The sequence below is a fragment of the Mesorhizobium sp. PUT5 genome, from assembly GCF_052216645.1.
Lineage (GTDB): Bacteria > Pseudomonadota > Alphaproteobacteria > Rhizobiales > Rhizobiaceae > Mesorhizobium.
The window spans coordinates 103627-122040 of sequence record NZ_JBQOSO010000004.1; the positions used below are offsets into that span (position 1 = coordinate 103627).

Genomic DNA, 18414 nt, shown 5'->3' on the forward strand with positions numbered 1-18414 from the left:
GTTTGATCGAGCCGCATTTGCGCGACGCCGGACGTTCCACCTATAGGCAAGACACTCAGGTCAGTGGGCGAACCACATTGCCTTGAGGTCGGTGTACTTGTCCATTGCATGCAGGGACTTGTCGCGGCCGAAGCCGGACTGCTTGAAGCCTCCGAAAGGAACAGCCATCGATCCGCGGTCAAAACAGTTGACCCATACCACGCCGGCCTTGATCGCCTTGGCCGCCCGGTGCGCGTTCTTGATCGAACCGGTCCAGACCGCACCGGCAAGGCCATAGATCGTGTCGTTCGCCACTTCCATCGCCTCGTCGAAACCCTTGACGGTGATGGCCGAGAGCACCGGACCAAAAATCTCCTCCCTCGCGATCTTCATGTCGTTCCTGACGCCATCGAATATGGTCGGCTCGACGTAGAAGCCGCCGGTTTCGAGCCGAACGCGGCTGCCGCCGACCAGCGTGGTCGCGCCTTCCGCACGACCCGCATCGATATAGCCCAGCACGCGCTCCATCTGTTCCTGGGTGACCAGCGAGCCCATTCGAGTGGCCGCCTCAAGCGGGTCGCCCGGCGTGAAGGACTTCGCATGCGCCGCGATCTTTTCGAACAGCGCATCGCGAACCGTCTCGTCGACGATCAGACGGCTGCCGGCATTGCAGACTTGTCCGGCATTGGCGAAAATACCGGCAGCGACGCCCGCCGCAGCCGCATCCAGATCGTCGCAATCGGCAAGCACCACCTGAGGCGACTTGCCTCCCAATTCCAGGCCGATGCGCTTGATGTTGGACTGGCCCGAATACTGCATGAAATATTTGCCAACCTCGGTTGAGCCGGTGAAGCCGACGCAATCGACATCCATGTGCAGGCCGAGCGCCTTGCCGGCGATGTGACCGAGGCCGGGTACGACGTTCAACACACCGGGCGGAAGCCCGGCCTCGATGGCCAGTTCGCCGAATTTCAACGCCGTGAATGGAGACTGCTCAGCCGGCTTCAGGACCACCGAATTGCCAGTTGCCAGGGCCGGTCCGAGTTTCCAGGCGGCCATCGACATGGGGTAGTTCCACGGCACCACGGCTGCGACGACGCCTAGGGGTTCGCGCACGACCAGCGTCGTTATCTCATGAGCCTCCGCCACCTCGCCATAGACCTTGTCGATCGCCTCAGCATACCAGGCGATGCAACTGGCGGCGCTGACCACATCGCCATTTAACGCATTGGCGATCGGCTTGCCGACGTTAAGCGTCTCTAGGAGCGCCAATTCCTCGCGATTGGCCAGGATCAGTTCGGAAAAGCGCAGCAGTATTCTGCGCCGGTCAGTTGGCGCCATACGCGACCAGACTCCGGCGTCGAAGGCTTTCCGCGCCGAGCGGACCGCCTTGTCGACATCGGCCTCGTTGCACGAGGTCACCTGCGTCAGTAGTCGCCCGTCGCCGGGATAGACACACGGAAAGGTCTCGTTCGAAACGCTGTCGACGTATCGGCCATCGATAAAGGGGCGGTTCGGCATCAGAACCGATTTTGCGCGTGCCTGCCAGTTGATTGTTTGCAGCATGTCAGTCCCATTCCGTTATTGAGATTTTTTGCCTGGCCGGTTCCGGGCGGCCTCCTAGCGGCTAAGACCGTGCGCGGCACCGACCTCGGAAATCGCCTGCCGCATGATGGCGATGATGTCGTCGATCTGTTCTGCGCTGATGACGAGCGGCGGCGAGATCACACACAGGTCCCCAAGCGGCCGAACGATCAGCCCCAGGTCGAAACAACGCTGGTCGATCTCGCGGGCAAAAGCTTTGTCCTCGTCCAGCGGATCGATCCGGCTTGTGTCCAGCAGGCATTGGACGCATCCAACCAGCCCCACGGATCGGATATCGGCCACCCCCGGCAGGTCGGACAGGGACTGCAACCGTTCGGCGAAATAATCCGCCTGGGCACGGGCATGCTCGACCACGCCGTCACGCTCCATCAAGGTAATGTTGGCCAGCGCCGCTGCACAGGCCACCGGCTGGTTGGTGTAGGTGTAGCCGTTGTTGAACCAGCTCTCCCTGGCGTTGTCGCCGGAAACCCGAGCCAACACCTTGTCGGAAATCGCAAATCCTCCTAGCGGCACGTAACCCGACGTAACCCCCTTGGCGAACGTGATGATGTCGGGGACGACACCAAACACCTTCTCGGATGCAAACCACTCGCCGCAGCGACCGAAACCGGTGACCACCTCGTCGGAGATATAGAGTATATCGTGCTTCTCGCAGATCGCCTTGAAGCGGGCGTGATAACCTTTCGGCGGAATGATGACGCCGCCGGAAGCCAGAATAGGCTCCGCCAGAAAGGCAGCGATCGTGTCGGCGCCGAGCTCCTCGATCCGGTCCTCAAACTCCGTCACCAGATCATCCAAGAATTCCTCTTGAGTCCGATTCCCGGCGTGCCTCGGATTGGGGCTAGACAGGAATGAGATGCGGTCCTGCCGGATGTCGAAGTTCGGCCAGTTACCCGTGCGGCCCGTGCAGGCCGCGGCCAGCGCGGTCGAACCGTGATAGCCATCGTAGCGCACGATAATACGCTTCTTGTAGGGTCGTCCCAGCACGTTGTTGTAAAATTCCGAGAACCGCAGCGCACTGTCGACGGCCGTCGAGCCCCCAGTGGTGAAGAATATCCGATTGAGGTCGCCCGGCGTCAACGTCGCGATCTTTTCGGCCAGCCGCACCGCAGGGCTGGTGGCCATATACCAGGGAGAAGCATAGGGCAGTGTCATTGCCTGATGCGCTATTGCATCCACAATCTCCTTGCGCCCGTATCCGACCTGTGCGCACCACATGCCCGCCGGACCGTCTATCAGCCTGCTTCCGTCCTCGGCATAGACGTAGATTCCTTCGGCATGCGTCAGAACCGGCTGGGAGGACTTTCCAAGTTTCGCCATTTCCTGCGCAGGCGCGAAAACGTGCTCACGCATTGCGTTTTTGAGGCCGTCCTCGAGAACGTCCGCCATACGCGATCTCCCATGAAATTCAACAATCCGCGCGCATGACCGTTGTCGCTCGGCCACCATACGCATACTTCTGAGTTGTGAGGCAATCTGAGCCGAATGTCAATAAATCTGATTGCTCGATCAATCAGAATTATTGTAAAACCTCAGCGGAAGGCGCCGGTCCCCCGCTAACCGTGCATGGCAATATTCGGGTCGCCGAGAGGCGGGTATGAAGGAGCATACGACGTTGATGCGTCGTCAGGCCTTGGGATAGCGTGCTCATGGCGCCCTCCAGGAAGTATTGGCAGGGACCGACCGAGCCAATATGCATCATGGCCGCCCGAGTTGGACCACCAAGGACTCCGACTAGAATTCGCCAGCTCTTCGCAAAATCCTCGCAGACGCAGGCCGTCGGCATAAAGCGCCGACAAAGAGACGTAGCAGCGCGACTCTTCGATCGGGTAGCAGGCGTGCAGGTCGATGTGAAGGCCGGCAATGGTCCCGTACGCCGGAGCGTTTGGCCGGCATCTACACCTGGCCCAAACGTCAAATGGCTCCAAAAGCCTCTACTGGGCCGCGTTCCACGAAGAGGAAGACGCCGATTTCCTTTGCGCAATCCTCAACAGCGCCACGACCATCGAAATGGTTCGTCCCTTTATGTCGTATGGGAAGGACGAGCGGCATATCGACAAGCACATCTGGCAGCTGCCGATCCCGAGCTATGACGCAGCGGACGCAACACATCGGGAGATCGCACTGCTCGGCCGCGAGGTGGCAGACCTGGTGCATTCGACGTCGATCGATACGGGCCTGCACTTTCCAGCGCTACGTCGCCATATCCGTCACATAGTCGAGGAGTCGGATGCAGGTGCGCGAATCTCCGAACTGACCTATGAGCTCTTATCGTAAGCTGATTTGGCTGTGCGTGCGCACTGCCGCCGCTACAAACTCGTTGGCGGCGATGCTCGTGGGGCGGGTGAAAGGTTTCTCGCGCATCGTCAGTTCCAAGCCCTCGGCAAGTCGTGTGCCTAGGTATTAATGGTTTCCTGAAATTTCCCAATCGTGGAAAGAATGTCGTCGAATGACGGCGGGCTGTCGTCGAACATCATCGGCGCCATCGCGCGATAATCGGCTCTGAGATCCTTGATCCGCGCCTCGTTTGGCATCAGCCGCAAGCTACCGGGGCGCGCCGCATCGTAGTTGGCCCAACCCGAGCGAAAGAAGGTGGTCTTGTGCTTTGCCACCGTTCCTAAAAGCTCGAGATCCGCGGCTGCGGCCTTGCCCTCGTCGGAATCGAGCAGCATGGCGAGATCATAGTAGTGACGCGAGAAATATTGGGGGGTCGCCGATTCAGCCGGACGATTTGCCTCGGCGTGCAAGGCGGTAGCCTTTTCCCAGAAGGTGCGCCGTGCTGATAGGACTGTGACTGTCGTGTCCGGATCCTCGAAGAAATTCGGGAAATCGTCGGCCGTGTAGGGGCGAATAACCTTCTTCTCGGCGGGCCAAGGGTCGCCGCGCGCACCGAACTCCAGCTTAACGCGCGGCGTGATGTAGGCCATGCCTCGATATTCAGCCGGCGGAAGCGCGACCGGATAGTGAAAGTTCAACGTCTGCGCGTCGGCTTCATCGATCGCGAGTGACCACTCATCGCTTTGCGGTTCGCCGAGCTCCGCGACGATTGCAGCACGAAGGACGGGAAGGAGCTTGTCGGCGATATGCTTTTCGACGTCCCGCACCAGATCGTCGATGAGCTGACCCGACTTTTTCCGGCTGATGCCTTCCTTTTCAGGATCGCGATCGCCTGTGTAACCGAGGTCGACCCTGTCGAACGACAGGTCGATGTCCTCGGAGAAGCGACGGATGATGCCAAACGCCTTGGAGAGAGACGTTCCCCCCTTGAAGACCAAGCTCGCCGCGGCGTTGTCCGGAAGACCGAAGAGGCGCTTCAAGGTCCAGCAGACCCAGAAGTCCTTCTCGATGATCGTGTTTGCGACGCCGCGGCCGGCACCAGTTTCGCCGAAGAGTGCTGCCCGGTCATTCGGCGGCAGAAGGGCTACTTTATCCATTCGCTGCGTCCGACGCTGGGGTGCCGATGGAGATCAGCGTGGGTCGCATCCATGCCGGCGCCTGGACCGCGTTTGACACAAGTAATCTCTTGTCGTTGGCCGACAGCCGACGCGCGGCAACCTGGGCCACATCGGCGGCCCGCACTGGCCCCACATGGCGAAGGGCTTGCACAACCGTCCCAGCAGGACTGCCTGGCGCGATCAGGTGCTTGGGCGATGCGTGACGCAGATCGACCACGCGCTTACCCACCACGATCCGGCGTGAAGGCCCGTCGGTCAAATAGAGGCTCTTTGCCGGAACCTGTGTCGAGAGGCCGAGTGCATTGGCAGCGTGTGCGCCCGCGATCTGCGCTTGCGAACCGGTCTCACGCGCTAGCGCACGGGCAACATCGTCTGGAGCGGGTGACAGCGCGCCCAGCTTCGGGTGAACTTTGGGGTAGTCGTAGAGACCGCGCGCCAAGCGGCGCAGCTTCCCGGCCTTGACCAGACGAGAGAGAGCCTGATCGACCGCAGCGCGGCCCGCTATGTCGAGGAAGTCGCTGGGCGTGAAGACACCACCACGCCCGCCACCGCGGGCACGTCGCATGATCCGATGGGGAACTGACATCGTGGTCGCTTTCATGTGTCAGAAAATAGGCTCCTTTTTTCTGACATTCAAGCTGTATGGGGATAGTGGTCAAAGGGCGTCTGTGATTCTTGGAAACTTGAGATCGAGCACCGTCGGCATTCTACCTCATGCCGCCTAGACCGATGCCCTGTTGAACCACCCTCTTCTCCGCTACTATGAACCAAACCGCGGGGGGCCGCCGAACGTGTTAATCAAGCGGATACGCATCTCTAACTTCCGTTCCATTCGGCAAGCCGATATTGAACTTGGACCGGTCAATGTGCTTATCGGACCTAACAATGCCGGCAAATCAGCAATACTGGAGGCCGTTCGAATTGCGCTGACTCGACGATGGGGCCAGAAGGGCACCGGATTTACTGAGTATGACGTCCACTTAAGCGACGGCAGGCCTGATCCCAAGGTAGGCGATCCCGTAATCATTGAGGTAGAGCTTCAGGAAGAGGTCCCCAATGACTGGCCGGAAGCTCTTCATGGTGAGCTGGAAGACATCATCCAGCTTGATCCCATCTCAGGCCGGGCCTCCATCATCATGCGGGTCAGCTGCTCTTGGGACGCAGCCGAGGAGAGTTTTGTTCCGCGATGGGAGTTTCTGAACGTCGATAGAAATCCGCTCTCAGGCCGCGGTGCCCGGGCGGTCAACCTACAGGAATTCTTTCAGTTCCTTCCGGTCTTCTATCTCGAAGCCCTTCGCGACGTCGCAGACGAATTTTCGTCGCGAAGCCAATTCTGGGGCAAACTTCTCAGGACTGTGCAGATCCCCGAAAATCTGGAGCAAAAATCGAAGCGCATTTTCGATTTGCTAAATAGGCGCCTTCTCGACGCCGACCCACTCCTCGTAAATCTCGCGACTGGCTTGTCGCATATCAGTCATGTAGCAGCGGCTGACGTGCCAGGGCAGGCCGACCTGCGACTCCTGCCTCTGAATACATGGGATATCCTGTCGAGCGCCGAGGTCATCTACCAAACCGAGGGGGGCAAGCCTTGGCTGCCCTTGGCACGACACGGACAAGGGGTTCAGAGCCTCTCCGTCATGTTCTTGTTCAAGGCATTCGTCGAACTCATACTCGGTGATCTGTATCGCCCGGAAAGCTCTGCCGTGCTAGCGCTCGAAGAGCCAGAAACGCATCTTCATCCTCAGGCCGCCCGCAGCCTATGGCGCTACATCAATGAGCTTCCCGGCCAAAAGATCGTCACCACCCATTCGCCGTATTTTCTACAGCACGTTCCTTTTCGTGACATTCGGGTGGTCCGAGTCGGGTCAAACGGCACAACGATAAGCTCGCTGCCCCGCCAGTTTCGGGCTGCAGTTCCGCATATTCCGGCGCTCGATCCGATCATCGCCGCATCGGGCGGCCTCGTTACGTATGATCGCGGCCTCAACGAACTAGTGCTTTCCGGCACCTTGCCGCAAAACCAGTATCAACAGCTCATCGTCGCTTATGGCGGCCGGCCTGATACGCAAGCCCTTCACGCTGCCCTGCGCCAAGTTTTCGATGCCTCCAAGGAATTCGTTTCCGACGCGGAACTCAATCAGCTTGAGACCTTCGCTCGGCGCATTCGCGGGGAAATCTTCTTCGCCCGCCGTTGGCTGTTGGTCGAGGGGCAGTCAGACTACCATCTGGTACATGGCATAGCCAAAGGCTTGGACTACGACCTCGACGAAAATGGCGTCGCCGTCATCGATTTCCAGAATTGCGGCAACCCAGAAATCTTCGCAGTTCTTGCCCGCGCCCTGCATTATCCGTGGCTGATCGTGGTGGATGGAGATGCCGCTGGTCAGGGCTACCTTGCAAAGATCGCCGGTCGAAGCTTCTCTCCGCAGGAAATGGCGAGGCGCTCGTTCTCCCTCCCGGTAGGCTATCTTGAGCAGCAGCTCGTCGCAGACGGACTGCAGGCAGAGCTGAAGGCGATTCTCGTTTCGCTCGGCAATGCTGCGGCGGCAAATCTTGATGACGCCGCATTAATTACGACGCTGACGAGAGACAAGAGCGGCTATGCTGCTGTCCTTGCAAAACAGTGCGCCGAGAGCCCTGCATTGGCGCAGCGCATGCCGGCCCCGTTCCGGAACGCAATCCTGTCACTGAGAGGCCTGACATGACCGAATCCGCCCTCAGCGTCGCGCTGTCCGAACTGACCGAAGCACAGGCCATCGCAGTCGACTGGCGCGACGGACCAATGTTTGTTTTGGCCGGTCCAGGCTCGGGCAAAACGCGGGTATTGACGACCCGCGTCGCCAAATTGCTTGCCGACACACCCGACCGTTCGTTCCGGGTGCTTGCTTTGACGTTCACCAACAAGGCGGCCGACGAAATGTCGGGCCGGGTCACAGCCCTAGCGCCCGAACAGGAACGTCGCGCGCTAATCGGAACCTTTCATTCCTTCTGCATGCAGATGCTGCAGCAGCATGGCTCTCACATCGGAATAAGCCCGGATTTCGCGATCTACTCCCTCGACGTCGACCGTCAGGAAATCCTGCGGGACGCGATCAAGGAGGTAGGGTTGAGCGCTGACGACATCCGGCTTCTTTCGACGATCGACAAACTCAAGTCCCAGCTCGTACAGCCCGAAGGCTCTGCGCAATATTTTCGCGACGCTTCAGACGGCGCGCGCGTAGAACGGCTTTATGGGGCTTATGAGGCGGCATTGACTAAGGCCAACGCTCTGGATTTCGGCTCTCTTATCGCTCAGGCCCATCGTCTCGTTACCAGCTTTCCTGGTATCGCGGCGCGTTACCGGAAAACGTACGCTTACTGGATGTTCGATGAGTTCCAGGACACGACCGACGGACAATACCGCCTGATCCGTGCGCTTGCTGGCAATGATTTTAGGAATGTCTTTGCCGTCGCCGACGACGACCAGATCATCTACCAATGGAACGGTGCGAGCTACCAGCAGATACAGCGGTTCAGAGCCGATTTTTCTCCGCAGGAGCTTCAGCTTCCCACCAACTATAGGTGCCCCCCAGCAATCGTTGCGGCAGCCAACCGCCTCGTCGTTCACAACCGCCAGCGAACCGCCGCTAAACGGCCGCTTGAGGCAGGCAAAATGATTCTTCGCTATCCTAACGAGCAGCACATCAGAGTCCTGCGCTATTCCACCGACGAGGGTGAGGCCGCGTCGATCGCAGACGGCATTTCGAAAATCGATAGAGGCCGCTGGGGCGACGTAGCGGTTTTGGCAAGAACGCGCTCCCTGCTCGAAAACCTGCAAGCCGCGTTGACTCAAAAACAGGTGACTGCAGTCATTTTCCAACGCCGCGACGATTTCAGATCACCACAATTCTTGTGGCTTTCCGCAGTATTGCGACAAGCCCTTCGGCCTCTCGATCGGCGAGCGCTGGAAATCCTCACAGGCTCCTTCAATCGCTGGTTTAGTACCGACACGCGGGTTGATCTAATCATCACCGCCTCCGAGCTAACCGAGCGCTCCTTTCTTGATGAATGGGCCATAGCGGTGAAGGCGGCTCTGCCGGATAGCTTGGATGCTACCGAACTCGCAGACCTTGCCTCGAAGTTTGGCAAGGAACCCATGCGCTTCCGGCCTTTCATCGAAACTGTACTCGCAAAAATGCCGGCTCACGACGACACATCGAGCGACATCGCCGAAGATCGCGCCGCTTGGGCCGATCTGACCCGAAACATCGGAAAGACAATCGGTCGCGATGCCCCTCTAGAGCAGTTCCTACAGGAGCTGGCTATTCGCTCTAAGGAAGCGCCGGTTGGCCGCAATACCGTCACCCTCATGACCATTCATGGGGCTAAGGGCAAAGAATTCGATCACGTTTATGTTGTTGGGCTCGCAGAGGACATTCTTCCCAGTTTCCAAAGTTTGAAGGCAGGTGAGAACAGCCCGGAGATGGAGGAAGAGCGGCGGAACTGCTTCGTGGCCATCACGCGCGCCCGCGAATGGCTTTGTCTCTCCTACGCTGGTTCATATAGAGGCTGGAGCAAACGACCTTCCAGGTTTTTGAACGAAATGGGATTGATACTGCCTGATCACGCGGCAAAATGACTCGCTGCTGAACCCTGTTGAGACTCCACAGCTAGCTCACGTTCAGGCATCACGCCAGCGCCCTCTCCGTGGCATGAGCTTCCCTTTTCCCGCGCGCCTTCCTATCCTCAACCTGCCTGGTAATCAGGTCGATCGGGGCTCGATCCACGAGACGTGCCCCGACGACATGTAGACGACAGCGCCACGCTCGGCGCCGGTCGCCACGAGGTAGTCGCGCAACTGCGCCGCGTGGGCGCCTTGCGCAGCGGCGTCCGGATTTGCATCGGATTTCCAGTCGACGACGAGGGCGATCCGGTCCCCCTCCATCATGACCGCGTCAGCTCGGCCAGCAAGGAAGCGTGGCGGGCGCGCAGCCCACAGCGGAATCTCCGGAACCAGCCAGGGGATAAATGGCGTTAGCTCAGGCAGACCGAGCGTGCGGATTGCCGTGGTCGCCATTTCGACTGGGTCTGGTCCACTGGATTCGTCCTGGTCATCCACTTTGGGCTGCAGCTGGTCGAGCAGTTCAGCCGCACGCCGGATTGCCTGCTCTCGGATGGACGGCAGCTCGCCGTTGAGAAGCTCCTCCATGAGCTTGTGCAGGACGTTTCCGCGCAGGGCGCCCGCTCCGACGATGCGCTGCCCATCCGACGTCATGTCGACGACGAAGCCGTCCGTGATGTCGGCGCTGCGATCTGGATCGCGTTGGCTTGGACGGTCCCAAACGATGGGTGCAGAGGCTGCAACGATGCGCTCGGCTTCGGAGAGAAAGACCGCTTCCGTCTGCTCATTGACCTGGGTGTGTGCGGGGGTTGATTCCGGAGCTGGCAAGGCGTCGGTCCGAAGCTCGCCCAAACTGCTCTGGCCAAGGTCCATGACTCGCGACCATGAACGCGAGGAGGCCCCGGGAAGGTCGGGGATGACCAGCAAGTCACGGGCACGTGTGGTCGCGACATACCACAGCCGCTCACGCTGCATCGCTTCGCGGAACTCCTCCTCTTGGCGGGCGGCAGCCAGCTCCGGCGGATCGAGGCCGCCGACGATCCAGTGGATGGTGTCGTCCGATTGCCGATAGACGAACTGGTCCTGTGGCTTGAAAAGCGTCGACGAGTTCACCGGGATGACAACGGGCCATTCCAGGCCCTTGGCGCTGTGCATGGTGACGATTGCCACCGAGTCACCCGTGACGTCGATCCTTCCTTCGGGGTGGCGACGCTTGCGTTGCCAGCCATGCTGAAGGTCGAGGGCAAACGCGCGCAGCCCTGCAACGGCGTAGGGCCGGGCAAGCTCGACGATGGCATCGAGGTTCGCCAGCGCCCGGGCATTGCGTTGACCGTGCCGCGCGGCCATCACCACCCGAAGGTTCAGGCGCTCGATCGCGTAGGCTAGCAACTGCATGGGAGTAAGTCGCGCCGCGAGACGATGCAGCCCCTGGAGCTTTGCGAGCACGTCCCGTGCAAGGGGATGAGCAACGTCGTCCTCAGGTGTCCGAAGCTGGAATCGCCGGCGACCATCCGCATCCGGCTGGAGGGCCGCGGTGATATCCAGCAACTCCTCGTCGGTCAGCCCCACAAGCGGACCGCGCATGAAGGCGCCGAATGCGAGCGTGTCCAAGGGATCGGTCAGGGTTCGAACCAGGACGAGAAGGTCCTGCAATTCCTGTCGCCGGAACAGCGCGTTGCCAGCCTGGGATGCGACTGCGATCCCCTGCCCTTCGAGGGCGCGCTCGTAACGCCACAGGTCGGTGTGGGTCGGTGCAAGTAGGGCAATGTCGCCAGCGCGGAGACGCCGCTCCGTGCCGTCCGTCTCGGTGATCGTGAGCGCCCCTATCAGACGCGCGCACAGCGCGGCCACTGCGGCCGCCTCTGCCTCGCGCTGCTCCTCGGCACGTGCATCGCGCGGGACGTTGACCGTGAGCTTGGCAGCAGCAGGGAATGGCAGTGGCGGCGGATTGACGGTTGCCGTCAAGGAGACGAAACCCGGTTGTCCCGGCTTGGCGAGGACCGCCTCAAACACTCGATTGACGTGTTCGATCACTTCCGGCCGAGACCTGAAATTGGCGGTGACGGCAAGCAGGCAGCCATTGGCCGATTTCGCGATGACCGACTTTGCGAGGGCGTAGGCCTCGATGTCGGCGCCGCGAAACCGGTAGATGGCCTGCTTCGGATCGCCCACCAGGAACAGTGCGCCGGGACGAAGCTGCGCCTCGTCCCAGCGGGCGGGCCGCGTGGCGGCGGCAATGCAGAACACGATTTCGGCCTGCAGTGGGTCGGTGTCCTGGAATTCGTCGACGAGAAGGTGCGGGTAGCGACCGGCGAGCCAATCGCGGATCTCGGGATGCTCGCAGACGAGGATGCGGGCCTGCACCAGCAAGTCGTCGAAATCCAGCACCGCAGCATCTCGCTTGCGCCGGTCGTAGGCCTCGATTACTTCACTCAGGAGCGCGGCGAGTTCGTGCACGAGCCTCTGGGCGATCGACCCGATCAATACCCGGTAGGCCGCACTCACCCGCTCGTACTGGATGTTGGCCTCGTCTCCGCGACGCTGACCCTCGACCTCGCCAAGAACGCGCTTCCAGGCCGTCGTTCTATCGTAAGGTTGAAGGTCGATCGATTTCGACCGCATCCCACCGATGCGAGGCGGCTGGGTAAGGCGCCAAAGGGTCGCGAAGTCGGTATTCGTCAGGGCCTCATGATAAAATGCGGCAAGCCGCTCGAGATCCTCGATCAGATCCGCTGTGGCGGAATCCCCCGGCCCCGACACGTGCCACCGGCAAAACGCTGCGACGGCATCGGTGAATGTCCGGTCCGGTCGAGATGAAAGCTCCGGCGATGGTGCGGTTGCGGTGCGATGGCCGCGGCGCAGCACGGCAAGCTCGCGAACCCGCTCGACAACGCCGAGCGGATCGTCCTTGGCCAGGATAGCGATCGGGCCATCTTCGGGCGCAGTGTCCGACAGCTTGTCCTTCAGCCATTCGGAAAACACTTCATCGAACAGCGCCTCGGCGACGGTTGCGTCGACGACCCTCGATCCGGGATCGAGACCAGCGGCTAGGCCATGAGACCGAAGGATCTCTTGGCAGAACCCGTGGATTGTGGTCGCGGTGATTTCGTCGAGATGCGGAGCTGCGGCCTCGAGATGCGCAAGCTCGTCAGCGCCCAACGGATGGGAGACGATCTTGGCAAGCGCCGGCGGAACCCTGCCGGCACGAAGTTCGCCGATCGTCCAACGAATACGCGCTTCGAGCTCGCTTGCTGCAGGTTCGGTGAAGGTGATCGCGGCGATCTTGCAGGGCTCAATCCCGCTCGCGATCATCATCGCGACGCGGGCCGCCATCAACGAGGTCTTGCCGGTGCCGGCGGCGGCCTCGACCAGTATGTTGGAGTCGAAATCGGTCAGCGCGCGCCAGCGGGCCTCCAGATCAGGCACGGTCACTGGCTGCTCCAAAGCTTGGAAAGCGGGCTGTTCACCTGCGCGAATGGCCTCTGCTTGATCCGGCGATACGCCTCCAGATCCGACGGAAGGGCGACTGAGTTGGAATCGAAGAACTCCGGCTGCGGGCCGGGCGCGATGTGACCGCCACGTTGGAGCTCGACGCCGGCCTCCGTGAAGGAGACGGCCAGCTCGATTGCGGTCGCCAGCTCGTCATGGACGAGGCTCAATGTGCGGGCTGGCTCGTGCCTAAGATAGGTCAGGCGCGACTCGAGGTTTCGGACATCCGGCAACAATGATCTGGCGGCCAGGGCATAGAAGACGCGCTGCAGCTCGGTGCCTTTGTCGAAGATTACGGTCTTCTTGCGCTGGGGCGCCGCTCCCGCCTTGTAGTCGGTTATAATCGCTGAGCTCCGGGCCCCGGTCTCGTCTAGGCGATCTATGCGGCCGCGAAACGCGATGCCGGTTGTTCCGATCGGGACGGGCGAGAGCGTGGTCCACGGATGAGGTCCTTCGATAGGCTCGCCGAAAGCGAGTTCGGTCCAACTCGTGCCGCGAGGTTCACCCAGGGCGTCTCTCAAGCCGCGCGCCGCGCGCTCGCGCGCCAATGACATCGTATGGCGCCAGAGCAGACCGGGTGGAACGGCTCGCACGATCGGCCAGGCGTCGTCCAGTCGCCAGGCCTCATCCGCAAGGGCGATCTCGATGTCATCGATATTGCATGGCGCTCCGTTGCGCAGCACCCCGGCAATGAGAGCGTGGACGAGTTCGCCGAACGAACGATGGTCGAGCGCGAGCGGTTGGGGGTCGAGGTTCGGCTCACGCCAATGGAGCGCGTACTCCCAGACAAAACCGAGCGGATCGCAAAGCAGGCGATGGAGTGATGTCGTCGATTGCACCTGGGAAAGTGCATCGAGAATCGATGGGTGGTCGGGCCGGACGAGCCCGTCATGGGCGGTATGGCGGTCGCTGTCCTGCCAGGCGCGCCAGCAGGCGCGGCTGGAGCGAACCTGCGGTTTCTTGCCGGCATCGGCCGGCCTCGCATAAAGCCGATCGCTTTCGCTGAACGCGTGCCGAGGGATAGCGCTCCGCCCAACAATTCGTTGCTGATCGCGACGCCACAACGTGCTTGCGACCTGCAGGGAGCCCGTCGCGCTCCTGTGTCCGCGTGAGAGGGTGTAACCGGCGGATTGGCTCACGATGATGTCGTGCATCATCCGATCGTCGCCGGCGATGTCTGGCGACGGGAGCCGCATCTGCCCGAGCAGATGCTCTGGAAGCAGTGGGTCTTCCATCGCCCGCCGCGGCCAGGCATTCGCTTCGAGCCCAACGAGACGGACATGCTTGCGGGGTGCCGCAGCCAGATGATGGGCCGGCCCCCATACAATAGTGTTGCCTGGCTCTCGCCCGTCATCGACACGCAGCGCCTGCAGCGAAAGCTCTATCGCCTGTGGCGGCGCCATGCGCATAGCGTCCTGCCACAAGGTCAGCGCCGGCCCGCGCAACAGCCGACGTCCCGCCTGCTCCGCCTCCGAAATCCCGGCAGCAAGGAGTTCGAGAACCGGCAACAACGCCCGCTCGACAACATCGCCATCAGCCCGCTCGGCGCGCGCCTCCTCAAGGGCGTGGCGCCACAACTGTGGTGTCGTCAGCGCGGCGCTCCGCTTCAAACCCTTCGCCCAATCGAGCGGGATGTTTTCACGCGCTGGAGGGATCCGGGCCAAGAGAAGGCGGACACGCTCCTGGGAGAGGCCCCTTAACAGGATATCAGCGAGCGCCGCGCACGTCTGGCCCTCTCGGGTCCCCAGGGCCGGAACGCCATGGCTGAAATGCAGGGGGAGCCTCGCCTCACGGGCGAGCACCAGGAATGTATCGTCCCAGGTTGTCGGTGAGGCTGCCGTAATGGCGAGCTCTTCTGGAGGCATGCCACCCTCGGCTATTTGCGCGCGGGCCCAGCGGAGCGCTTCGCGCACTTCACTTCGCGGATCGGCGCAGACATCGGCCGCGATGAGAAGACCGCGTCCCGCCGGCACGGTTTCCGTCCTTCCGGGGAACCAGCTCCGCCTACTATGGGACGACGCGACCCATCGGACTGGAACGACGCCACAAAGCTGCACAACGAACTGGCGCCAGACGGGCTGGATATCGGGAACCGCGTGAATGCTGACCGGACCGACCAGTCTTGGTGCGAGATGCAGGCGCCCGAGCGCTGCCTCGACGAGATCGGGAGGCGCCAGCGCGCCTCGTTGCAACGTCTCTCGCACCCGTCGTTCCAACAAGGTGAAGTCTCGTAGACGGGCATTGTCCGGTATCCCCTTTGGGGTGCCGGCGTCCCACCAGCTTCGCAGCGCTGCGAGCACGGCCGATGGCATTCCGGGCAAACCGGAAACCTTGCCGATGTCTTCGTATCCGCCGGCATCGAGAGCCAGCCGTATTGCGGGGTACAAGATCTCGCGTGACGCCGGCGCGATAAAGCCGCCGGCGAGGCGTGCGGCAAGAAGCGGAAGGGTTAGTATCTGGCGCCCGATGGCTCCTTCACGAGCGGCATCGAGCCGTTGCATCCGCAGCGCCAGCGGTCCGTCGACAACCACAGAATGAATAGACATGGTGCCCGCCTCAGCCAGCCTCGACCCGCCGCGCGAATGCCGCCTCGATATGAGCGACCATGCGTTCGAGGGCTTCGCCCAGCCTGTCGAGGTCAGGCTTGCTCATGGATCGCTCCCGACCGTTGTGGTCACGGCCATAGCGGTGGACACAATCGTGCCGCACCGGCACGAACTCCATAAGCGTTTTCTTGGTCGCCTCGTCCGGAAAAATGGTCGAACCGAGCGTGCTTCGGTAGTAGTGATCGATCTTCACGAAGTTATGGTACATCAGCTCGCGCAGCCGTGTGTGTACCCAATCGCGAAAAGCGTTCGGATTGGACGCGAGTTCAACGACTCCGATCTTGTCCGCGACCCACTCCTTGTTGCCCTTCACCAGGGCCGACATGGCCCTGGGATCGTCGAGCACCAGTCTGATGAGACGATCGCTGAGATATGCTTCGATGGCGGAAAAGTACTGGACGAGCAGCATGCGGTTCAGCGCATCGATGAGGCCCCGCCCCTCCATCTCGGCGGCGATATGACCGATGTCGTAGGTTGCAAATTTGAAGATCTTTGCCGGGTCGGTGGGCAGGTTCTCGCGTTGGTAGGCTTCCACCTCCCATGAATCCTCGGGAGCGTTGATCGGATCGTCGATCACGCTCACATGGATATTTTCATTCCGAAGGTCCGCCAGGAGGCAGGCTCCGGTATTCGTGATATCGACAGCGAATTTCTGGTCGCATCCAGGGCAGGTCACCGACTGTTCGGCGTAGCCCTGCGCACCGGATTCACGATCGGCCAGAACGTCGTAGCTCGGAACCTCTTCGATGGTTTCGGTGATCGAGACCCCGCAGCGGGGGCATACAAACTCAAGCGACGGTTGCCCAGACTCCACCACGTATCCCCTCTCAGATATCAATCTCGACAGTCTCGCTATCGATGCTTGGATCTTCCCCTTCGCTGTCGCCCTCCCCGCTGCTCAGTCCAGCCGGAATATCCCCTGCCAGCAGCTTTTCCTTTGACAGCAATCCGGCGTCCTCAAGCGCATCGAAGTCCGGCAGGTCGCGCAGCGTAGCGAGACCGAACTCAAACAGGAACCCTTTCGTCGTGACGTACGTGTAGGGCGCGCCGGGCTGCGGGCTGCGCGGGCCCGACGCGATCAGGCCTGCGCCGCGCAAGTGGCCGATTAGGTCGCGGCTGATCTCCTTGCCGAAGAAGGACGACAGCTCGCCACGGGTGATCGGCTGGAAGTAGGCGATGCACATCAGCACCAGCACTTCGGACTGCGTCAGGTCGGTCGCCTTCTCGGCACCACCGACGGCCGTGCGGATCGCGTCGGCGTAGGCGGGCCGCGTCAGGTGCTTCCAGCCGCCGGCGACGGCAACCAGGTCGTAGGGCCGGCCGCGCAGCTCCTCGCGAATATCGTCGATCAGAAGGTCGATGCTGCAGCTTTTGCCGACGATGCGTGCCAGCGTCTCGCGACCGACCGGCTCGCTGGCGGCGAAGATCGTCGCCTCGACGCGGTTCATCCATTCGCGCCAACGTGCCTCGGGCGGCAGCTGATCCAGCTCCCGGTCGAAGGGACCGTCGCCTCCATTCACCGGTCCCCGTCGTTTGCGCGTCGCCTCCGGTGGGCACAATCGTCACAGCCCGTAGATGCGGAAGGTCGGGCGGCCGGAGAGCTCGCGCACGGCGGCAAGTTCAACCAACCGGTCGAACAGGCGGCGCAAGCCGCGGTCACTCATACCGGCGATCTCTTCCGACGCGACGACGGCGTCCTCCGACAGGAGCCTGTCAACGACCTTGTCCGCTGCCTTGGCCCGAAGCTTTGGAGCGACCGCAAGCAGTTTCTCCGCGCGGCGCTCGAGCTCGGTGGAAAGATCGACCGCGCGCAGCGCGGCGCGCGCCTGCGCCGCAAGCAGGCCTTTCGCACGCTCAGGACCTGTCTCAATGCTTGTCGCCGCAGAGTTGGCTGCCGATCGACGCCGGCGAGCACTTGTGCCCAGGGCTGCTTCGACGCCCAGCAGCGGCACCGCGCGGGTCCAGCCCAGCCGCTGCGCTAGCAGGGCGTCGGCGAGCCAGGCACCGACCGCGCGCCCGACACGGTATCGCTCGGCAGCGATGAAGGCCCCGGTCAGCATCGCGCCCATCCCGTCTGCGCAGAGCCGCCGGAGTTCGTCCGCCAGTTCACCGGCCAGCTCATCGTCCGGGGCGAGACCAAACGCCTCCAGCATTGCGCCCAGGCTTTTTCTCGTCAGCAGATCGTCCGATGGCCGTGTCGCCAACCGGCGCCAGGCCAAAAACATGCGGCCGGCCGGGCCGAAATCATCACCGCCCTTTGTCAGCAGCACGGCATCGCGCAACGCGGCTTCATCCTCGACGCGCCCCGCTTGCTTTACCGCAACCGTGGCGGCGGCCAGCGCCAGCCGCTGCCGGCAGGCACCGGCCCAGCGCTCCTGTCGGCGTACCACCGCGTCGAGGGTGCTTACGGCGGCGCCGGCTGCAAGCGCCACATCCTCAAGACTGTGCGCTGCAAGGCTTTGCGCGTCGGCGACGGCGCGCCGCAGCCACGTCGGCACCGCCGTCCCGGAGGCGGCCAAAGCGGCGCCGGAGAGTATGGCGTGGCGAGAAAAGCGGATTTGGGCCGGAGAATCATCGCGAGAAGGATGAATCACGACGGCGCTTTTGGCAATCAGTTTGGGCACAAACCGCCGCACCTGTCGCAGACTAATAATGAATGATAATGTTGCCTTATCGGTCG

General features: G+C 61.8%; 12 protein-coding genes. 3 read left to right on the top strand and 9 right to left on the bottom strand.

The window, feature by feature from the left end; all coding sequences use genetic code 11:
* Positions 1-60 precede the first annotated feature (60 nt).
* Both ACTDI4_RS22935 and ACTDI4_RS22940 read right to left on the bottom strand, forming a co-directional pair.
* Positions 61-1545: an aldehyde dehydrogenase gene (locus tag ACTDI4_RS22935; protein ID WP_442843501.1), complete on the bottom strand. Its 1485-nt coding sequence runs from the start codon at positions 1543-1545 to the stop codon at positions 61-63.
* A 54-nt stretch (positions 1546-1599) separates the two neighbouring features.
* A complete protein-coding gene (locus ACTDI4_RS22940) occupies positions 1600-2973 on the bottom strand; it encodes an aminotransferase (RefSeq protein ID WP_442843502.1) in 1374 nt (457 codons plus the stop codon).
* Between the two features lie 474 nt (positions 2974-3447).
* Here ACTDI4_RS22940 and ACTDI4_RS22945 point away from each other — a divergent pair, with 474 nt between their 5' ends.
* Positions 3448-3861: a hypothetical protein gene (locus tag ACTDI4_RS22945; RefSeq protein WP_442843503.1), complete on the top strand. Its 414-nt coding sequence runs from the start codon at positions 3448-3450 to the stop codon at positions 3859-3861.
* Positions 3862-3980: 119 nt separating this feature from the next.
* On the opposite strand, the gene ACTDI4_RS22950 is transcribed toward ACTDI4_RS22945, so the two are convergent.
* Together ACTDI4_RS22950 and ACTDI4_RS22955 are read right to left on the bottom strand one after the other, a co-directional pair.
* Positions 3981-5018 carry a nucleotidyl transferase AbiEii/AbiGii toxin family protein gene (locus tag ACTDI4_RS22950; protein ID WP_442843504.1) on the bottom strand — a complete coding sequence of 346 codons (1038 nt, stop codon included), beginning with the start codon at positions 5016-5018 and terminating at the stop codon, positions 3981-3983.
* Positions 5011-5640 carry a DUF6088 family protein gene (locus ACTDI4_RS22955; RefSeq protein ID WP_442843505.1) on the bottom strand — a complete coding sequence of 210 codons (630 nt, stop codon included), beginning with the start codon at positions 5638-5640 and terminating at the stop codon, positions 5011-5013. Before ACTDI4_RS22955 ends, ACTDI4_RS22950 begins: the two co-directional genes overlap by 8 nt.
* Positions 5641-5776: 136 nt before the next feature.
* On the opposite strand from ACTDI4_RS22955, the gene ACTDI4_RS22960 reads away from it, so the two are divergent.
* Together ACTDI4_RS22960 and ACTDI4_RS22965 are read left to right on the top strand one after the other, a co-directional pair.
* Positions 5777-7744, top strand: coding sequence for an ATP-dependent nuclease (locus ACTDI4_RS22960; RefSeq protein ID WP_442843506.1), 1968 nt, complete (start codon positions 5777-5779; stop codon positions 7742-7744).
* On the top strand, positions 7741-9657 hold the full coding sequence (locus ACTDI4_RS22965; RefSeq protein WP_442843507.1) for an ATP-dependent helicase: 1917 nt from the start codon (positions 7741-7743) through the stop codon (positions 9655-9657). Before ACTDI4_RS22960 ends, ACTDI4_RS22965 begins: the two co-directional genes overlap by 4 nt.
* Positions 9658-9780: 123 nt before the next feature.
* Here ACTDI4_RS22965 and ACTDI4_RS22970 read toward each other — a convergent pair whose 3' ends face one another.
* The 5 genes from ACTDI4_RS22970 to ACTDI4_RS22990 form a co-directional block, all read right to left on the bottom strand.
* Entirely contained in the window at positions 9781-13071 is a 3291-nt protein-coding gene (locus ACTDI4_RS22970) for a UvrD-helicase domain-containing protein (RefSeq protein WP_442843508.1), read from the bottom strand.
* Complete coding sequence (locus ACTDI4_RS22975; RefSeq protein WP_442843509.1) at positions 13068-15674, bottom strand: PD-(D/E)XK nuclease family protein; 2607 nt, start codon at positions 15672-15674, stop codon at positions 13068-13070. The genes ACTDI4_RS22970 and ACTDI4_RS22975 overlap by 4 nt, the downstream gene beginning before the upstream one ends.
* A 10-nt stretch (positions 15675-15684) precedes the next feature.
* Positions 15685-16548 (bottom strand): hypothetical protein, encoded by an 864-nt coding sequence (locus ACTDI4_RS22980; RefSeq protein WP_442843510.1) that lies wholly within the window; start codon positions 16546-16548, stop codon positions 15685-15687.
* Positions 16549-16561: 13 nt separating this feature from the next.
* Positions 16562-17182: an SMC-Scp complex subunit ScpB gene (gene scpB / locus ACTDI4_RS22985; RefSeq protein ID WP_442843511.1), complete on the bottom strand. Its 621-nt coding sequence runs from the start codon at positions 17180-17182 to the stop codon at positions 16562-16564.
* Between the two features lie 114 nt (positions 17183-17296).
* Positions 17297-18370: a DUF1403 family protein gene (locus ACTDI4_RS22990; RefSeq protein WP_442843517.1), complete on the bottom strand. Its 1074-nt coding sequence runs from the start codon at positions 18368-18370 to the stop codon at positions 17297-17299.
* Positions 18371-18414: the final 44 nt, after the last annotated feature.